13 protein-coding genes are annotated in these 18,402 nt (G+C 72.0%); 2 read left to right on the forward strand and 11 right to left on the reverse strand.

The window, feature by feature from the left end; all coding sequences use genetic code 11:
• Positions 1–11 precede the first annotated feature (11 nt).
• From IF09_RS0118990 to IF09_RS0119010, 5 genes are all read right to left on the reverse strand, one after another.
• Positions 12–1,289, reverse strand: coding sequence for a glutamate-5-semialdehyde dehydrogenase (locus tag IF09_RS0118990; RefSeq protein WP_030297212.1), 1,278 nt, complete (start codon positions 1,287–1,289; stop codon positions 12–14).
• Positions 1,290–1,465: 176 nt separating this feature from the next.
• Complete coding sequence (locus IF09_RS0118995) at positions 1,466–1,885, reverse strand: hypothetical protein (protein ID WP_078613336.1); 420 nt, start codon at positions 1,883–1,885, stop codon at positions 1,466–1,468.
• Between the two features lie 61 nt (positions 1,886–1,946).
• Entirely contained in the window at positions 1,947–3,074 is a 1,128-nt protein-coding gene (gene proB / locus IF09_RS0119000; protein ID WP_030297215.1) for a glutamate 5-kinase, read from the reverse strand.
• A gap of 89 nt (positions 3,075–3,163) precedes the next feature.
• On the reverse strand, positions 3,164–3,586 hold the full coding sequence (locus IF09_RS0119005) for a GtrA family protein (RefSeq protein WP_037635357.1): 423 nt from the start codon (positions 3,584–3,586) through the stop codon (positions 3,164–3,166).
• Positions 3,587–3,589: 3 nt separating this feature from the next.
• The gene (locus tag IF09_RS0119010; RefSeq protein WP_051832633.1) at positions 3,590–4,618 is read right to left on the reverse strand and encodes a glycosyltransferase family 2 protein; all 1,029 of its coding nucleotides are present in this window, start codon (positions 4,616–4,618) and stop codon (positions 3,590–3,592) included.
• A 158-nt stretch (positions 4,619–4,776) separates the two neighbouring features.
• On the opposite strand from IF09_RS0119010, the gene IF09_RS0119015 reads away from it, so the two are divergent.
• Positions 4,777–7,665, forward strand: a complete 2,889-nt coding sequence (locus IF09_RS0119015; RefSeq protein WP_030297221.1) for a bifunctional glycosyltransferase/CDP-glycerol:glycerophosphate glycerophosphotransferase — start codon at positions 4,777–4,779, stop codon at positions 7,663–7,665.
• Positions 7,662–8,855, forward strand: a complete 1,194-nt coding sequence (locus IF09_RS0119020; protein WP_030297223.1) for a glycosyltransferase — start codon at positions 7,662–7,664, stop codon at positions 8,853–8,855. Before IF09_RS0119015 ends, IF09_RS0119020 begins: the two co-directional genes overlap by 4 nt.
• A 98-nt stretch (positions 8,856–8,953) precedes the next feature.
• Here IF09_RS0119020 and galE read toward each other — a convergent pair whose 3' ends face one another.
• The 6 genes from galE to IF09_RS0119050 form a co-directional block, all read right to left on the reverse strand.
• Entirely contained in the window at positions 8,954–9,955 is a 1,002-nt protein-coding gene (gene galE, locus IF09_RS0119025; protein WP_030297225.1) for a UDP-glucose 4-epimerase GalE, read from the reverse strand.
• Positions 9,956–10,034: 79 nt separating this feature from the next.
• On the reverse strand, positions 10,035–11,654 hold the full coding sequence (locus tag IF09_RS0119030; RefSeq protein WP_037635361.1) for a glycosyltransferase family 2 protein: 1,620 nt from the start codon (positions 11,652–11,654) through the stop codon (positions 10,035–10,037).
• Positions 11,655–11,731: 77 nt separating this feature from the next.
• Positions 11,732–13,177, reverse strand: a complete 1,446-nt coding sequence (gene obgE, locus IF09_RS0119035; protein WP_030297228.1) for a GTPase ObgE — start codon at positions 13,175–13,177, stop codon at positions 11,732–11,734.
• A 177-nt stretch (positions 13,178–13,354) separates the two neighbouring features.
• Positions 13,355–13,609 carry a 50S ribosomal protein L27 gene (gene rpmA, locus IF09_RS0119040; protein WP_008738950.1) on the reverse strand — a complete coding sequence of 85 codons (255 nt, stop codon included), beginning with the start codon at positions 13,607–13,609 and terminating at the stop codon, positions 13,355–13,357.
• Between the two features lie 13 nt (positions 13,610–13,622).
• Positions 13,623–13,943 carry a 50S ribosomal protein L21 gene (rplU, locus tag IF09_RS0119045; RefSeq protein ID WP_030159347.1) on the reverse strand — a complete coding sequence of 107 codons (321 nt, stop codon included), beginning with the start codon at positions 13,941–13,943 and terminating at the stop codon, positions 13,623–13,625.
• A gap of 269 nt (positions 13,944–14,212) precedes the next feature.
• Positions 14,213–18,277 carry an Rne/Rng family ribonuclease gene (locus tag IF09_RS0119050; protein WP_030297230.1) on the reverse strand — a complete coding sequence of 1,355 codons (4,065 nt, stop codon included), beginning with the start codon at positions 18,275–18,277 and terminating at the stop codon, positions 14,213–14,215.
• Positions 18,278–18,402 lie beyond the last annotated feature (125 nt).

The raw sequence follows: 18,402 nt of genomic DNA on the forward strand, positions 1-18,402 counted from the left end.
CCGCGCCCCGACTACCGAACGTGACCGTCGCCGGTGACGATGTACTTCGTGGAGGTGAGCTCCGGGAGGCCCATCGGGCCGCGGGCGTGCAGCTTCTGCGTGGAGATTCCGATCTCGGCGCCGAAACCGAACTGGCCACCGTCGGTGAACCGGGTGGAGGCATTTACGGCGACCGTGGTCGAGTCGACCAGCTGGGTGAAGCGGCGGGCGGCGGCCTGCGAGGTGGTGACGATCGCCTCGGTGTGCCCGGAGGTCCAGCGGCGGATGTGCGCGACGGCGTCGTCGAGGGAGTCCACGACGCCGGCGGCGATGTCGTAGGAGAGGTACTCGGCGGCCCAGTCCTCGTCGGTGGCGGGGAGCGCGGTGGCCTTGGAGTCCTCGGCGGCCGCGAGGACCCGGGCGTCGCCGTGGACGGTGACGCCGGCGTCGGCGAGGGCGTCGAGGGCGCGCGGCAGGAAGGCGTCGGCGATGTCGCGGTGGACGAGGAGGGTCTCGGCGGAGTTGCAGACGGAAGGACGCTGCGCCTTGGAGTTGATGAGGATGTCCACGGCCATGTCGAGGTCGGCCTGGGCGTCCACGTAGACGTGGCAGTTGCCGGTGCCGGTCTCGATGACCGGGACGATGGACTCCTCGACGACGGTCTTGATGAGGGAAGCCCCGCCGCGCGGGATGAGTACGTCGACGAGCCCGCGGGCGCGCATCAGCTCGCGCACGGAGTCGCGGGACTCGCCGGGGACCAGCTGGATCGCGTCGGCGGGGAGGCCCGCCCCCGTGATGGCGTCGCGGAGGATTCCGACGAGGGCGGTGTTGGAGGCGTAGGCGGAGGAGCTGCCGCGCAGCAGGACCGCGTTGCCGGACTTGAGGCAGAGGGCGGCGGCGTCGACGGTGACGTTGGGGCGGGCCTCGTAGATGATGCCGACGACGCCCAGCGGGACGCGGATCTGGCGCAGGTCGATCCCGTTGGGAAGGGTCGAGCCGCGGACGACCTCGCCGACGGGGTCGGGGAGCGCGGCGACGTCGCGCACGTCGGAGGCGATGGCGCGGACGCGCTCCGGGGTGAGGGTGAGGCGGTCGATGACGGTCTCGCTGGTGCCGGCGGCGCGCGCCTTGCCGGTGTCGACGGCGTTGGCGGCGACGATCTCGGCCGTACGGGCCTCCAGGGCGTCCGCGATGGCCAGCAGCGCGGTGTCCTTGGCGGACCGCGGGAGTGGGGCGATGGCTGCGGCGGCGGTGCGGGCCGCCTGCGCGGTGGCGATCACGGGCGAGACGGGGGCGTCGAGCGAGGTCATGCCGCCCAGGGTAGTCCCCGCCCGGGCCCCTGCCGACGGGATTCCATCCCGCGAGATGGCGGCCGCGGGGTCCGCCGCGCGGAGCCTCTCCCCGCCCCGCCCTTCCCTCGTTCCCGGGGGCTCCGCCCCGGACCCCGCGCCTCAAATGCCGGCGGGCTGGGGTGGGCCGGACAGAGCTAGTACGGATGGACCCCGACCGGGTGGGCCGGGGGCGGGCCGTAGCCTTCCGCCACCCGGAGGTGGTACGTCGCCCGGTCGATGACCTCCAGGCCGACGATCTCCCACGGCGGGAGCTGCGCCGAGGAGCGGTGTTCGCCCCACAGGCGCAGGGCGACGGCCGCGGCGTCGTGGAGGTCGCGGGCCTCCTCCCAGTACCGGATCTCCGCATGGTCGTCGGCGTACCGGCTGGTGAGGAGGAACGGGTGGTCGTGGGCCAGCTGTTCCAGCCCGCGCCGGACCTCCGACAGCGGCGCCGGCTTGCCCGAGACGCTCAGGGTGACGTGCCAGAGGCGGGAGGCTTCGTCCTGCTCGCCGTCCCCGCCGCCGCTGATGCTGGTCAGCGCTCGTCTCACCAGCCCGCCTCCTGTCTGCGCCATGCCTGTCCGCCCCTCACAGTTGACCAGTCCCCGGCCCGCCGCGCGGCGGTTTTACCGAACCTCAGCCCTGCAGCAGGACCAGATCGTCGCGGTGTACGACCTCGCGCTCGTACTCCGGGCCGAGTTCCTTCGCCAGCTCCCGGGTGGAGCGGCCGAGGAGCTGCGGGAGTTCCTTGGCGTCGAAGTTGACCAGCCCGCGGGCCACGGCGCGGCCGTCGGGCGCGCGCAGTTCCACCGGGTCGCCCGCGACGAACTCGCCCTCGACGGCGGCGATCCCGGCGGGCAGCAGGGAGCTGCCGCGCTCGGTCACCGCGCGTACGGCGCCCTCGTCGAGGACCAGGTGTCCCTGCGGGGTCGATGCGTGCTGGAGCCACAGCAGCCGGTCCGCCGAGCGGCGGCCGGTGGCGTGGAAGTGCGTGCCGGTCGGACGCCCTGCCAGGGCGTCGGCCGCCTGGCTCGCCGAGGTGAGGACGACCGGGATGCCGGCCGCCGCCGCGATCCGCGCCGCCTCGACCTTGGTGACCATGCCGCCGGTGCCCACGCCCGCCTTGCCGGCGCTGCCGATGGAGACGTGCGCGATGTCCTCGGGGCCGCGCACCTCGTCGATGCGGGTGGTGCCGGGCAGCGACGGGTCGCCGTCGTACAGGCCGTCCACGTCGGACAGGAGGACGAGGAGATCGGCGCGGACCAGGTGGGCGACGAGGGCCGCGAGCCGGTCGTTGTCGCCGAAGCGGATCTCGTCCGTGGCGACGGTGTCGTTCTCGTTGACCACCGGCAGGGCACCCATGGCCAGGAGCTGGTCCAGGGTCCGGTACGCGTTGCGGTAGTGGGCGCGCCGGCTCGTGTCGTCGCTGGTCAGCAGGACCTGGCCGACGCGGACTCCGTACCGGGCGAAGGAGGCGGTGTACCGGGCGACCAGCAGCCCCTGCCCGACGCTGGCGGCGGCCTGCTGCCGGGCCAGGTCGGTGGGGCGGCGGCGCAGGCCGAGCGGGGCGAGCCCGGCGGCGATGGCTCCGCTGGAGACGAGGACGATCTCCTTCTCGCCGCCGCTGCGGGCCTTGGCCAGTACGTCGACCAGGGCGTCCACGCGATCGGCGTCGAGTCCGCCGGCCGCGGTGGTCAAGGAGGAGGATCCGACCTTGACCACGATCCTGCGGGCGTCCACGACACCTTGCCTAGCCGCTGACACGTCTGTCCCCTTGCCCCTTGCCGGTACGTCTGCCACCTCAATCTACGGGGTGTCCCCGAGCGGCCGCTCAGGGGTTTCAGACGGTGGACTCAGCCCGTGGATCCGCTGCGGGCCGGCTCCGGGTCCTCGGTCTGTGCGGAGGCGCCCGGGACCAGGATCTTGCGGGACAGCAGGTAGGTGAACGGGATGGCCACGACGGCGGCGACGAGCGGGGCGATGCGGGTGTCGAGCCCGGCCCAGGTCACCAGGGCGTAGAGCCCGGCGGACTGGATCACGTAGTTCGTGACGTTCGTCAGGGGGAAGAGGAGGAACTTCTTCCAGGTGGGCTTGGTCCGGTAGGTGAAGTAGGTGTTCATGAAGAACGAGCCGACCATCGCCAGCAGGAAGGCGAGGGTGTAGGCGAGGAAGTACGGCATCCACGGGTGCAGCAGCAGGTAGATGACGAAGAAGGTGCCGGTGTTGACCGCGCCGACGAGGCCGAAGCGGAGGATCTGGCCCAGCTGGGATCGCATGCCTCAGCGCACCTCGTGCTCGGCGGAGACCGTCAGGTGCGCGGCGGACAGGCCGCCGCGTTCGCGTTCCGCCTGAACCCGGGTGGTGTCGGGCCGGGCCTGCCGGTCCGCTCCGTGCGCCTCCTTGACCAGGAAGTGCGGGCGGCGCTTGGTCTCGTAGTAGATGCGGCCGATGTACTCGCCGATCAGACCCAGCATGATCATCTGAACGCCGCCGATACCGACGATGATCGCGACGAGGGTGACGTAACCGGGCGCGTCGACCCCGTTGGTCATGGCCATGACTGCGATGTACAGGGCGTACAGGGCGGTCAGCGCCACCAGCGACACGCCGGCCCAGATGCCCATGCGCAGCGGCCGGTTGTTGAAGGAGATCAGCCCGTCCATGGCGTAGTTCAGCAGGGAGCCGAACTTCCACTTCGTCTCGCCGGCCTCGCGCTGGGCGTTGCGGTAGTCGAAGTGGACGGTGTCGAAGCCGATCCAGGAGAAGAGGCCCTTGGAGAAGCGGTTGTACTCCGGCAGCGACAGCAGCGCGTCCACGGCCGGCCGGGACAGCAGGCGGAAGTCGCCGACGCCGTCGGTGAGCTCGACGTCGACCCAGCGGTTGACGCCCCGGTAGTAGAGGCGGCTGAGCGCGGAGCGGACCTTCTTGTCGCCCTCACGGGTGCGGCGGGCGATGATCTGGTCGTGGCCCTGCCGGTAGTAGTCGAGCATGGTGGCGATGAGCTCCGGCGGGTGCTGGAGGTCGGCGTCCATGATCACCACGGCGTCGCCGGTGGCCTCGCGCAGCCCGGCGAGCATGCCGGCCTCCTTGCCGAAGTTGCGGCTGAAGGAGACGTACCGGGTACGGTCGCCGTGTTCGACGGCGATCTTGCGCAGCTTGGCGAGGGTCCCGTCGCGGCTTCCGTCGTCGACGTAGCAGACCTCGTACTCGACGGGCAGGGAGTCCAGGACCCTGCGGATCTCCACGTCGAAGCTGTCGATCACGGCTTCTTCGTTGTAGCAAGGGACGACTACGGACAACTTCGTCATGAACACTTCCTGCTGGGTCCGAACGGGTGATTGTCGGCGACCGGACCCGCCACACACCTCTTCCTAAGAAGTATGCACGCCGAGGGTCGGCCTGCCGGATCCGAGCGCGGCACACGGTAGCTTTGACGGGTTAAGCGGAATGGAACGAAGGGATCGAGGTGCACGTGCCTGACGTCTCCGTGGTCGTCATCGTCTACAACGACGCAGAGCGTCTGCCGACAGCCGTCCAGTCGGTTTTGGACCAGACCCTGCACGGGGTCGAAGTCGTGATCGTCGACGACTGCAGCAAGGACCGGTCGTATGCGGTCGCCCAGGAGCTCGAAGCTGCGCACCCGGGCAGAGTGCGCGCCTTCCGGCTGCCTGAGAACAGCGGCGGCTGCGGCGCCCCGCGCAACCACGGCATCCAGCAGGCCACCGGCACGTACGTCATGTTCCTGGACAGCGACGACGTGCTGGAACGAAACGCCTGCCGGAACATGCTGGCGGCGGCCGAGCGGACCGGCTCCGACCTGGTCTCCGGCATGTGCGTGCGCGTGCACCTCGACAACCGGTGGGGCAAGACCACCGAGTGGTACCCCTGGATCTACTCCCGCACCCGCACGCTCGAGTCGATCACCGAGGACCCCGACCTGCTGGTCTACGACACCCTCTCCACGAACAAGTGCTACCGGCGCGCGTTCCTGCTGGAGCAGGGCCTGGAGTTCCCGGTCGGCATCCACTACGAGGACCTGCTGTTCTCCGCGCAGGCCTATGTCGCCGCCCGCCGCATCACGCTGATCCCGAACCACGTCTACTACTGGAACGTGGTCGAGAAGGCAGCGGCCAAGTCGATCAGCAACCGGCGCCACGAGATCGCGAACTTCGTCCACCGGATGGAGATCCACCGCCGGGTCGACGAGCTGCTGGCCTCCAAGGGCCACACGGACATCAAGTCCGCGAAGGACGCCAAGTTCCTCAAGCACGACCTGGTGCTGCACCTGCGCGACCTGCCCCTGCTGGGCGATGCGTACCGCCAGGAGTTCGCCCGCCTCGCCAACGGCTACCTGGCCGGCATCGACCCGGCGGCGTACGAGCACGTCACGTACCTCCAGGCGATCTGTGCCTACCTCCTGGGCAAGGAGGACTGGGACAACCTGCTGCCGGCCGCCGACGCCATGACCAACAAGGGCCGGCTGTCCTCGCCGCTCGCGGAGCGCGACGGGCGCATCTACTGGTGCGGGCAGCACATCGACGACCCCGACGGCGCCGTGGCCGCCGAGGCCCGCCGGATACTGGACGTCACCGGGCAGGGCTTCCACACCACCCCGCTCACCTCCCTCTCGCTGGGCAACCGCCTCACCTCGTACGAGGACGACGGGCGCGGCACCGTCACGCTCTCGGGCGCCGTGGTGAACCCGCTGGGCCGGATCAGCCCGGAAGCGGAACTGGGGGCCACCCTGGAGTTCCGGGCCCGCCGGCAGATCGGCGTGCGCTCTTTCAGCTTCCCGGTGGCAACCGTGCGCCATGCCGGTGACACGATCGAGTGGACCGCCACGGCCGACATCGCCGGCACCGTCCGCCCCCTCGGCATCATCGACGCCGTCTGGGACGTCCGTCTGAAGCTGACCGCCGGCGGCGAGCGCCTCACCACCCGTGTCTCCGTCGGCGGGGTCGACCTGGAGTCGGCGGCCCGGCTGCGCGTGCGCCCGCGGCTGACGCGGCTGGTCTCCGACCGTTTCGAGCCGGAGGTGACCAAGAAGGGGAACCTCTCCTACGTCCTGACCGCCGAGAGCGCCGCCGCCGTCCGCACCCAGACGCTGATCAGCAGCGCGATGCACGGCAAGGCCGCCGGCGTGGTCAAGCGGGGCCTGCGCAAGGCGCTGCGGGCCCGCCGCAACCTCGGCTCGGGCGAGCAGAAGGTGAAGGTCTACCACGAGGTCTTCTCGAAGCTGCCGGTCAAGAAGGGCACGGTCGTCTTCGAGAGCCACATGGGCAAGCAGTACAGCGACAGCCCGAAGGCGATCTACGAGGAGATGGTCCGCCAGGGCGTCCCGTTCGAGGCGATCTGGTCGTACGCGGGCGGCAAGCCCACCGGCTTCCCCAAGGAAGCCACCCTGGTGCGCCGCTGGAGCTGGCCGTACCTGCGCGCGCTGGCGCAGGCCGAGTTCTGGGTCGACAACCAGGGCTTCCCCCTGGCCCTGGCCAAGCGCGACGGAACCACCTACATCCAGACCTGGCACGGCTCCGCGCTCAAGCGCATGGGCTTCCACGAGCCCCGCACCAAGGCGCAGGGCAAGGCCGGCCAGGACCGCTTCCAGGCGGCCGTCAACCGCTTCGACCACTTCCTGATCCGCTCCGAGCACGACACCCGCACCCTCGCCAAGGCCTTCCGGCTGCGCGACGAGGTGCTGCTGCGCACGGGTTACCCGCGCAACGACGCCCTCGTCGAGGCGCAACGGGCCGAGGCGCAGAGCGGGGAGCGGGTGCGCGGTCCGCTCGCCGCCGAGCTGGGCATCGACCCGGGGAAGAAGGTGCTGCTGTACGCGCCGACCTTCCGGGCGAGCGCGGACGGTGCGGTGGAGGGCTTCGAGTTCCCGTTCGACGTGGAGGAGTTCGCCGAGCGGCTCGGCGACCGTTTCACGCTGCTGGTGCGCACCCACTACCTCAACAGCGTCTCGCTGCCGCCGTCGGTCGAGGGCCGGGTGATCGACGTGTCCCGGCACCACGACATCACCCCGCTGCTGGCGCTCGCCGACGGGCTGATCACCGACTACTCGTCCGTGATGTTCGACTACGCGGTGCTGGACCGGCCGATGCTGTTCTTCGCGTACGACTACGAGAAGTACGCGACCGACATCCGCGGCACGTACTTCGACCTGAAGGAGAAGGCCCCCGGCCCGGTGGTGGCCACGGCCGACGAACTCCTCCAGGCCCTCTGCGCCTTCGACGAGGCGGACGCCAAGTACGCGGAGGCGCGGCAGCGCTTCCTCACCGAGTTCGGCGAGTACGACCGCGGGGACGCGGCCCGCCAGATCGTCGAGAAGTTCTTCACCAGGAGCGGCAAGTGAGCCAGCAGACCGCCGAGTCCGGCGCGCGCGACGAACAGCCTGGCGGCCGTGACGTCTTCATCGTCTCCAACAGCGTCGACGAGCTCGGCGGCGTGACGACCTGGTCGCACCAGATGGCCCGGCTGTTCACCGACCGCGGTCACCGGGTCCACATCGTCGGCATCGCCCCGGTCGCCGAGGAGATCCGGCAGAAGCTGCCGCAGGACCTGCCGTACGCGATGACCACCCTGTACGACACCCACCCGCCGAAGGCCCGGCGCCTGCGCGGGATCAAGGGCCGGCTGAACGCCCCCGAGCGGCGCCGCCAGGCGGCCCGGCGGGCGAAGATGCGGGCGAAGGCGGAGACGCTGAACGAGCTGTTCCGCGCCGCCCGCCCCGGGGCCGTCGTGATCGTCACGCAGGTCTGGGCGATGGAGTGGGTGGCGCTCGCCGACACCAAGGGGCTCGGCGTCATCGGCATGAGCCACGAGTCGTTCGAGGCCAGCCAGAAGTCCACCCGCGGCGAGCGGGTCCGCCGGTTCTACTCCGAGGTCGACCGGCTGCTGGTGCTGACCCCCGAGGACGCGGACCTGTGGATCCGGGCCGGCATGGAGAACGTGGGCAGCATGCCGAACCCGCTGCCGTTCATGCCGGACTCCCCCGCCCCCCGCACGGAGAAGGTCGTCGCCAGCGTCGGCCGCCTCGCCTTCGAGAAGGGCGTGGACCTGCTGCTCGACGCGTGGGCGGAAGCCGCCCCCCAGCGCCCCGACTGGGTCCTGCGGATCTACGGGGCGGGCGTGGAGGAGCCGGCGCTGCGGGCGCACGCGACCACGCTCGGCCTGGACGACTCCGTGGAGTGGATGGGCAGCACCGACGACGTGCTGGGCGCGCTGCGCGGGGCCTCGGTCTTCGCGCAGGCCTCGCGGGCCGAGGGCTTCCCGATCACCCTGCTGGAAGCGATGGCGGCCGGCCTGCCGGTGGCCGCCTTCGACTGCGCGCCCGGCGTACGGGAGATCGTCGAGCACGGCGAGGACGGTCTGCTGGCCCGGCTCGGCAACACGATGGAGCTGGCCGGGCACCTCGACGTGCTGATGTCGGACCGCGGGCTGCGCGACCGGCTCGGCGACAACGCCTTCCGCAGTGTGCAGCGCTACTCCAGCGCCGAGATCACCGACCGCTGGGAAGAGCTCTTCACGTTCTTGGAGCGCTGAGCCCTGGAGCGCTGAGCCCGCGTACGCAGGACGAAGCCGCCCGCCCCGGAACGCATCCGGGGCGGGCGGCTTCGTCCTGTGCGCCGCGGCGTACGGGCTCAGCGTGCGACGTGCGGCAGTTCACCCTTGCGGTTGGCCTCCCAGCCCGCCCAGGCCGAGGTGATCATCTCGCGGACGTCGTGCTTGGCCTTCCAGCCCAGCTCCGCGGCGATCTTGTCGGCCGAGGCCACGACCTTCGCCGGGTCGCCGGGGCGCCGCGGGACGACGACGGGCTCGTACGTGTGCCCGGTGCCCTCGTTCAGCAGCTGCGCCATCTCCCGTACGGAGACGCCCTCGCCTCGGCCGATGTTGACGGTGAGGTCCTTGTAGTCCCCGGTCGCACCCCACTCGACGAGCTTGCGGGCCGCCACCACGTGGGCCTCGGCGAGGTCCTCGACGTGGATGTAGTCACGGATGCAGGTGCCGTCCGGGGTCGGGTAGTCGTCACCGAAGATGCGGGCGCCCTCACCCTTGTCGAAGCGCTCGAAGACCATCGGGACCAGGTTGAAGACCCCGGTGTCCGCGAGCTCGGGGGCGGCCGCGCCCGCCACGTTGAAGTAGCGCAGGCAGGCGGTGGAGATGCCGTGCGCCTTGCCGGCGGCGCGGACCAGCCACTCGCCGGCCAGCTTCGTCTCGCCGTACGGGCTCAGCGGCGCGCACGGGGTCTCCTCGGTGACGAGCTCCACGTCGGGCATGCCGTACACGGAGGCGGAGGAGGAGAAGAGGAAGTTGCGGACGCCGGCGGCGGCCACCGCCCCCAGCAGGACCTGAAGGCCCTCCACGTTCTCGTGGTAGTAGAACAGCGGCTTCTCGACGGACTCGCCGACCTGCTTCTTGCCCGCCAGGTGCACCACGCCGGTGATCTTGTAGTTCCGGAGGGTCTCGTCCAGGTTCAGCCGGTCCAGGACCGACCCGATCACCAGCGGGACGCCCTCCGGGACGCGGTCCTCGTTGCCCGTGGACAGGTCGTCGAAGACGACGACCTTCTCACCTGCGGCGAGCATCGCGCGGACGACGTGGGAGCCGATGTAGCCGGCGCCACCAGTGATCAGAAAAGTCATGCGTGTCTCCCTGGGGTCCCCGGACCGGGTCCGGGGTCCTGTCCGAAATCTCGGGCGGCCTTGCGGCCGCCGCCTGTCTTCACTCCGATCCGCGGCCTGCCCGGGCCCGGTGGAGCCGGTTGCGTACGAGGCTCAGCGCGCCCGCGGCACCCGGCGCGAGCCGCAGGGCCAGTGAACCTCCGCCCGTGCGGAACGGCTGCGCCAGCAGAACACCGTACCTGCTGCTGGGCAGGGCCCGGCGGTGGAGGAGGGCGTCGAGGGGGCGCGGGGAGGTGACCAGGGAGCTCCCGTCGGCGAACTCCACGCCCACCTGGACGCCCCACGCCTGCATGCCGCGGCGGCCCTGGCGGCGCCCGGCGGAGGCCACGCCGGTCAGCCGGAACGGCAGCGCGGCGGTCCAGCCGTCGCCGTCGGCGGCGGGGCGCAGCTCGACCGGCCGGTCGAGGACCGGCTCGCCGCCCGAGCGGGGTACGAAGCGCAGCCGGGCGGTGCGCGGTCCGGCCTCGGCGAGGCGCCCGTACAGGTCGCGCACCCGGATCCGGAGCCGGCCGGCGCCGACCGGTTCGGCGTCGATGCTGACGGGCAGATCGGCCACCGGCAGCCCTTCCAGCCCGTCCAGGACCACCGGGAGCTCCTCGCTCCACACGGGCAGCCCGTCCGGGCCGGTCGCGTACGGGGGCAGCAGCCGCGGCGGCTCGGCGGCGAAGCGGGTGAGCCGCTCCACGTCGGCGGGCGGGGCCGGGGCTGCCCGCAGCAGCCGGACGATCCAGCGGGCGTGCGCCCCGGCGGCCTCGACCGCGGCCTCGTCGAACCCGGCGAGGTAGTCGCGGGTCAGCGTCCACCAGGCGGCCTGGTACCCGGGGTCCTTGCCGAGCTCGCGCAGGTACATGCGCAGGTCGTACTCCAGGAACTTCACCTGGCAGGCGAGGCCCAGCTGCGGCGAGGACTCGGTGATGATCCGGCAGGCCTCGCGGTGGGCCTCGATCCGGGAGCGCCAGTTGCCGACGTCCTTGCGGTCCAGGGAGATCGACACCTGGGCGGCATCGCGGCGCACGTGCCAGACGTAGACGAGGTCGCCGATGACGGCGATGCGGGGCGCGGCGGCCAGCACGCGCGCGGTGAAGACGAAGTCCTCGTAGACGAACCGGCCGTCGGGAAAGCGGATCGCGTGCTTTTCCAGGAAGGACCGGTCGTACAGCTTGTTGACGCAGAGGGTGTCGCGGACCAGCTCGGGCCGGTCCGCGGGCCGCTCGATCACATCGCCCGCGGTGTACAGCCCGGGCATCCAGGGCACGTCGTGGTACTGCGGCAGCTCGCGGCGTACGCACGCGCCGACGGTCACGGGCGCGCGGTGCTCCTCGGCGGCGCGTACGAGGGCGTCGGCCGCCCCCGGGGGCAGGACGTCGTCGCTGTCGAGGAAGAGGACGTACGGCGAGGTCGCGCGTGCGATCCCGTCGTTGCGCGGGGTACCGCATCCGCCGCTGTTCTCCGTGCGGTGCACGACCTTCAGGCGGGGATGGGCTGCGGCCAGCTCGTCCAGGACGCGCGCGGTGCCGTCGGCCGAGGCGTCGTTCACGGCGATCACCTCGGCGACGACCGGGCCCTGGGCGAGAGCCGAGGCAACGGCCTCGCCCACGAGCACGGCGTCGTTGTACGCGATCACCACGACGGAAACGCTGGGAGTGTTGGTGCTGCTCACCCGGTGGATCCTAGGCGACCGGGGTAAACATCACTTCAACTCCGCCGTCCGGGGCAAAAGAACGGCAAAGCAGCAGATCAGAAGGGCCGGAATTCGTCGTACTCCTGCTGCGCCACGTCCCCGCGCTTGGCTTCCTTCTCCTTGCGGCGCTGCGTCGCCGGACGCGGGGCCTCCATGCGGTGGTCCTCACCGCGGCGGCCCAGCATCTCGGCGCCGGCCATCATGGTCGGCTCCCAGTCGAAGACGACCGCGTTCTCGTCGGAGCCGATGGCGACGCCGTCGCCGGCGCGCGCGCCGGCCTTCTTCAGCGCGTCCTCGACACCGAGACGGTTGAGGCGGTCGGCCAGGTAGCCCACGGCCTCGTCGTTGTTGAAGTCGGTCTGGCGGACCCAGCGCTCCGGCTTCTCGCCGCGCACGGTGTAGACGTCCTCGACCTCGTCGTACGTGACGGTGAAGCCGGCGTCGTCCACGGCCTTCGGGCGGATGACGATACGGGTCGCCTCCTGCTTCGGCTTGCGGGCGCGCGCCTTGGCGACGACCTCGGCCAGGAAGTAGGAGAGCTCCTTGAGGCCGGTCCGGGCGACCGCGGAGACCTCGAAGACCTTGTAGCCGCGCGCCTCGAGGTCGGGGCGGATCATGTCGGCGAGGTCCTGGCCGTCCGGGATGTCGACCTTGTTGAGGACGACGAGGCGCGGCCGGGTCTCCAGGCCGCCGCCGTACTGCTTGAGCTCCTCCTCGATGACGTCGAGGTCGGAGACGGGGTCGCGGTCGGACTCCAGGGTGGCGGTGTCCAGGACGTGCACGAGCACCGAGCAGCGCTCGACGTGGCGCAGGAACTCCAGGCCGAGGCCCTTGCCCTGGCTGGCGCCCGGGATCAGGCCGGGAACGTCGGCGATCGTGTAGACGGTCGAGCCGGCCGTGACGACGCCCAGGTTCGGGACCAGGGTGGTGAAGGGGTAGTCGGCGATCTTCGGCTTGGCTGCGGAGAGCACCGAGATCAGCGAGGACTTGCCGGCACTCGGGAAGCCCACTAGGGCCACGTCGGCGACGGTCTTGAGCTCCAGGACGATGTCGCCCGTGGTGCCGGGGACGCCGAGGAGCGCGAAGCCGGGGGCCTTGCGGCGGGCGGAGGACAGGGCGGCGTTGCCGAGGCCGCCGCGGCCGCCCTCGGCGGCCACGTACGTGGTCCCCTGGCCGACGAGGTCGGCGAGGACGTTGCCCTCCTTGTCGAGGACGACGGTGCCGTCCGGCACGGGCAGGACCAGGTCCTGGCCGTCCTTGCCGGAGCGGTTGCCGCCCTCGCCGGGCTTGCCGTTGGTGGCCTTGCGGTGGGGGCTGTGGTGGTAGTCCAGCAGGGTGGTGACCGCCTGCTCGACCACCAGGATCACGTCGCCGCCACGGCCGCCGTTGCCGCCGTCGGGGCCGCCCAGCGGCTTGAACTTCTCCCGGTGAACGGAGGCGCAGCCGTGGCCCCCGTTACCCGCGGCGACATGCAGCTCGACGCGGTCCACGAAGGTGGTCATGGTTGTTCCTCCAGATACATACGGGAATGTCCCAGGCAGGCCTTGCTGCCCATTAAACGTGCCTAAGCGTGCCTATGTGCCAACGCGCCGAGGGCGGACCTCTCTTCCCGGCTTGCGCCGGGAAGAGCTGAGATCCGCCCTCGGGAAGTTACGTACCGCTGATCAGCAGGAGCTGGATCAGGCGGCCGGAACGATGTTGACGACCTTGCGGCCACGGTGCGTGCCGAACTGAACGGCACCCGCCTGCAGCGCGAACAGCGTGTCGTCGCCGCCACGGCCGACGCCCGCGCCCGGGTGGAAGTGCGTGCCGCGCTGGCGGACGAGGATCTCACCAGCGGAAACGACCTGACCGCCGAAGCGCTTCACGCCGAGCCGCTGGGCATTGGAGTCGCGCCCGTTCCGGGTGGACGATGCGCCCTTCTTGTGTGCCATGTCTCAGTCCCTCTTACTTCGCAGCCGTGGGGATACCGGTGACCTTGATCGCCGTGTACTGCTGACGGTGACCCTGGCGACGGCGGTAGCCGGTCTTGTTCTTGTAGCGCAGGATGTCGATCTTGGCGCCCTTGTGGTGGTCCACGATCTCGGCCTGGACCTTGATCCCGGCCAGCACCCACGGGTCGCTGGTCACGGCGTCGCCGTCGACAACGAGCAGGGTCGAGAGCTCGACCGTGTCGCCAACCTTGGCAGTGGAAATCTTGTCAACCTCAACGATGTCACCAACAGCAACCTTGTGCTGGCGACCACCGCTGCGCACGATGGCGTACACGCGGATCTCTCTCTCACTCGGGACGGATGCTCCTGAAGCCAGCCGCTCAGACGGGCCTGGGGCCCGTACGGATCCGGATTGGACGAGCGGCCTCTCCCGCGGGCGGTGCCCGGCCGGAGGAAGGTGCTCAGGAGCGCGACGCGCACTAGACGTAAATCATCTAGGACATGCCGACGGTCTAGGTTACGGGGCCGGTTCCGGAGGGTCAAACCGGGCCCCGCGCGGCCGTGGGCCCCGCCTCTCGGCAGGGCCCACGGTCGTGCGGCGGATCAGGCTTCGGCCGGAGCCGAGACGGACGGCTGCGACTGCTGCTCGGCCGCCGCGGTCTTCTTCGTCGCCCGCTTGGCCACGGTCTTCTTGGCCGTCGTCGCCTTCTTCGCGACGGTCTTCTTGGCCGCCGTCGCCTTCTTGGCGGCGGTGGCCTTCTTCGCCGGGGCCTTCTTGGCGGCCGTCTTGCGGACCGCCTTCTTGGCCGCCGGGGCGGCCTCCTCGGCCTCTGCGCCCTCCGCTGCCCCGGCCGGGGCCTGGGCGGCCTCGGGCTCGGCGGCGGGGGTCTCGACGACCAGTACGGCAGCCTCCGCCGCGCCTGCCGGGGAACCGGCCGGTGCAGTGGCCTTACGGGTGGCACGCCGACGCGGACGGGCCGGTGCGGCCTCCGCCACGGCGGCCTCCGCGGCCGGCGCCTCGGCGATCGGGGCGACGGGCTCGGGCTCCGCTGCCACGACGGGCTCCGGGGCGGCCGGGGCGGCCGGCTCGGGCTCCGGAGCTGCCTCGGCCGCAGCAGCCGGAGCGCCCGCCGGGGCCGTGGCCTTGCGGGTGGCACGGCGACGCGTGCGGCCCTTGGGCGCGGCCTCGACCGTCTCGGCCGCTTCCACGGCCTCGACGACGACCTCGGAGGCCGGCTCGAGCACCGTGTCGGCAGCCTCGGTCACCGGCTCGGCCTCGACGACCGGCTCGGCCTCGACGACCGGCTCGGCCTCGACGACCGGCTCCGCCGCCGGAGCGGCGACGGGCTCGGCCTCGGCCACGGGGGCCGGAGCCGGGACAGCCGGAGCAGCCTGGGCGGCGGCACCGCGCGGGGCGCCCGCCGGAGCGGTCGCCTTGCGGGTGGCACGGCGGCGGTTGCGACGGCCGCTCAGGCCGGCCGCGGCCTCCGCCTCCGCCGGGCTGCCGTAGAGCTCCTCGTCCGCGGCGAACGCCGGCTCGGGCAGCGCCACCGGCGCCGCGAGCTCGGCGGCCACCTCGGCCTCGGTCTCGGCCTCGAGCACCTCGTGCTCGACGGTCGCAGCGCCCTCGATCTCGTGGTCGTGCTCGTGGCCACGGCCGCCGCGACGCTTCGCGCGCTTGCCGTTGCCACCGCCGCCGATCGCGGTCGGCGTCTCCATGTGCACGATCACACCGCGCCCGTTGCAGTGGACACAGGTCTCGGAGAAGGACTCCAGCAGGCCCTGGCCCACCCGCTTGCGGGTCATCTGGACCAGGCCCAGCGAGGTCACCTCGGCGACCTGGTGCTTCGTACGGTCGCGGCCCAGGCACTCCAGCATGCGCCGCAGGACCAGGTCGCGGTTCGACTCCAGGACCATGTCGATGAAGTCGATGACGACGATGCCGCCGAGGTCGCGCAGCCGCAGCTGGCGCACGATCTCCTCGGCCGCCTCCAGGTTGTTCCTGGTGACGGTCTCCTCGAGGTTGCCGCCCTGACCGGTGAACTTGCCGGTGTTGACGTCGATGACGATCATCGCCTCGGTCTTGTCGATCACGAGGGAACCGCCCGAGGGCAGCCACACCTTGCGGTCGAGCGCCTTGGCGAGCTGCTCGTCGATCCGGTACGTCGCGAAGACGTCGACCTCGGAGGTCCAGCGCGACAGCCGGTCGGCCAGGTCCGGGGCCACGTGCGAGACGTAGCCGTGGATGGTCTCCCAGGCGCTGTCACCGCTGACGATGACCTTCGAGAAGTCCTCGTTGAAGATGTCGCGCACGACGCGGACGGTCATGTCCGGCTCGCCGTACAGCAGGCTCGGCGAAGAGGTCGAGATCTGCTTCGACTTCTTCTGGATGTCCTCCCACTGGGCCTGCAGGCGCTCGACGTCGCGGCGCAGCTCGTCCTCGCTCGCACCCTCGGCGGCGGTGCGCACGATGACGCCCGCGTCCTCGGGGACGATCTTCTTGAGGATGGTCTTCAGGCGCGCGCGCTCGGTGTCGGGCAGCTTGCGGCTGATACCGGTCATCGAGCCCTCGGGCACGTAGACGAGGTAGCGGCCGGGCAGCGAGACCTGGCTGGTCAGGCGGGCACCCTTGTGGCCGATCGGGTCCTTGGTGACCTGCACCAGGACCGACTGGCCGGACTTGAGGGCGGACTCGATGCGGCGCGGCCCGTTGGCCATGCCGAGCGCCTCGAAGTTGACCTCGCCGGCGTACAGGACGGCGTTGCGGCCCTTGCCGATGTCGATGAAGGCGGCCTCCATCGACGGCAGCACGTTCTGGACCTTGCCCAGGTAGACGTTGCCGACGTACGAGGTGGCTTCTTCCTTGTTGACGTAGTGCTCGACGAGCACGTTGTCCTCGAGGACGCCGATCTGGGTGCGCTCGCCGGCCTGGCGGACGACCATGACGCGCTCGACGGCCTCACGGCGGGCCAGGAACTCGGCCTCGGTGATGATCGGCACGCGGCGGCGGCCCTGCTCGCGGCCCTCGCGGCGGCGCTGCTTCTTCGCCTCCAGACGGGTCGAGCCCTTGATGGACTGGACCTCGTCGGACGGCTCGGCCTTCTCGCGTGCCGGGCGCGGCTCGCGGACCTTGACGACGGTGCGTACGCCGTCCTCCTCGCCCGCTTCGCCCTCGGCACCGGTGTCACCGCTGCGGCGGCGACGGCGACGGCGGCGACGGCTGGAGCTGGAGCCCAGGGCGCCGGTCTCCTCGTCCTCGTCGGCCTCTTCCTCTTCCGCCTCTTGGTCGCCGGCCTCGGCCTCGGCCTCTTCCTCGGCGGACTCGTCGAGGTCGGCGGCCTCACCGCGGCGACGGCGGCGGCCGCCACGGCGACGGCGGCGGGACGGGCGCTCGCCCGTCTCGTCACCCTCTTCGAACTCGGCAGCCTCTTCGTCGAGCTCGGCGGCCTCGGCCTTGGCCTCCTCCTCCATGAGCTCGACGTCGGAAAGCGACACCGGCGCGGACTCGGCGGCAGGGGCGGCCTCGACCGCACCGCGGCCACGCCGGCGGCGACGGCCGGCCGGCTGCGGGGCGGGGGCCTGGGCGGTCTCGGCCTCGAGCTCGTCCTCCTCCTCGACCTCTTCCGCCTCGACGGCCGCGGCGGCGGCCGCGGCGGCCATGGCGGCGGTCTCCGGGGTCTGGAACATCGGCTCGGTGAAGACCGGGGCCTGGAACACGGCCACGGCAGGGCGCGCGGCGCGGCGGCCACGCGCCGGGGCGGCGGGCTCTTCCTCGGCGGCGGGCTCCACCGGAGCGGCGGCCTGGGCGGCCGGAGCGGCGGAGGCCGCGGAGCGGGTGGCGCGGCGGCGGCCGCCGCGCTTCGGGGAGTCCACGGCGTCGGCGACGGTGACGGTGGCCTTGGGAGCGGCCTCCTCCACGACGGCCTCGGCGGCGGGCGCCTCGGGAGCGGTCACGGCTCGGGTGGCACGGCGACGGGCACGCGGCGCCGGAGCAGCAGCCTCCTCGACAGCCGGAGCAGCCGGAGCGGCCGGAGCGGCCTCGACGACGGCCTCGGCGGCGGTCTCCGGTGCGGCCACGGCACGGGTCGCACGACGCCGGACACGCGGTGCCGGAGCAGCAGCCTCCTCGACAGCCGGAGCAGCCGGAGCGGCCTCGACGACGGCCTCGGCGGCGGGCGCCTCCGGAGCGGTCACGGCTCGGGTGGCACGGCGACGGGCACGCGGCGCCGGAGCAGCAGCCTCCTCCGCGGCCGGAGCAGCCGGGGCAGCCTCGACGACGGCCTCTGCAGCGGGGGTCTCCGGCGCGGCCACGGCACGGGTCGCACGGCGACGGGCACGCGGCGCCGGAGCAGCAGCCTCCTCGACAGCCGGAGCAGCCGGAGCAGCGGCCTCGACCACGGTCTCGGCGGCAGGGGCCTCGGCGGCGGCCACGGCGCGGGTCGCGCGGCGGCGGGTACGGGCCGGGGCGGCGGCCGGAGCGGCCTCCTCGACGGGGGCGACGGGGGCGGCCGGAGCGGCCTCGGTCACCTCGGCGGCCGGGGTCACGGTCGCACCGGGCGGCCCGGCGGGGCGCGACGCGGCACGGCGACGCCTGCGCGGAGGCAGGTTGTCGCTCGGGCTGCCGCTGTCGGCGCCACCGGTGGTGTTGTTGGTTTCGTTGTTGAGCATGCGGGCGGTTCTCCCGTCACGCTCCCGGGCGCCGCGGCTGACTTCCGGTCCGGCACGGCCCCGCGCGATCAGCGCGGAACCGGCCTCCGGGGCGCGTTCGCCACACGGGAGCTGTAGTCCATGGC

The sequence above is a fragment of the Streptomyces katrae genome, assembly GCF_000717655.1.
GTDB lineage: Bacteria > Actinomycetota > Actinomycetes > Streptomycetales > Streptomycetaceae > Streptomyces > Streptomyces katrae_B.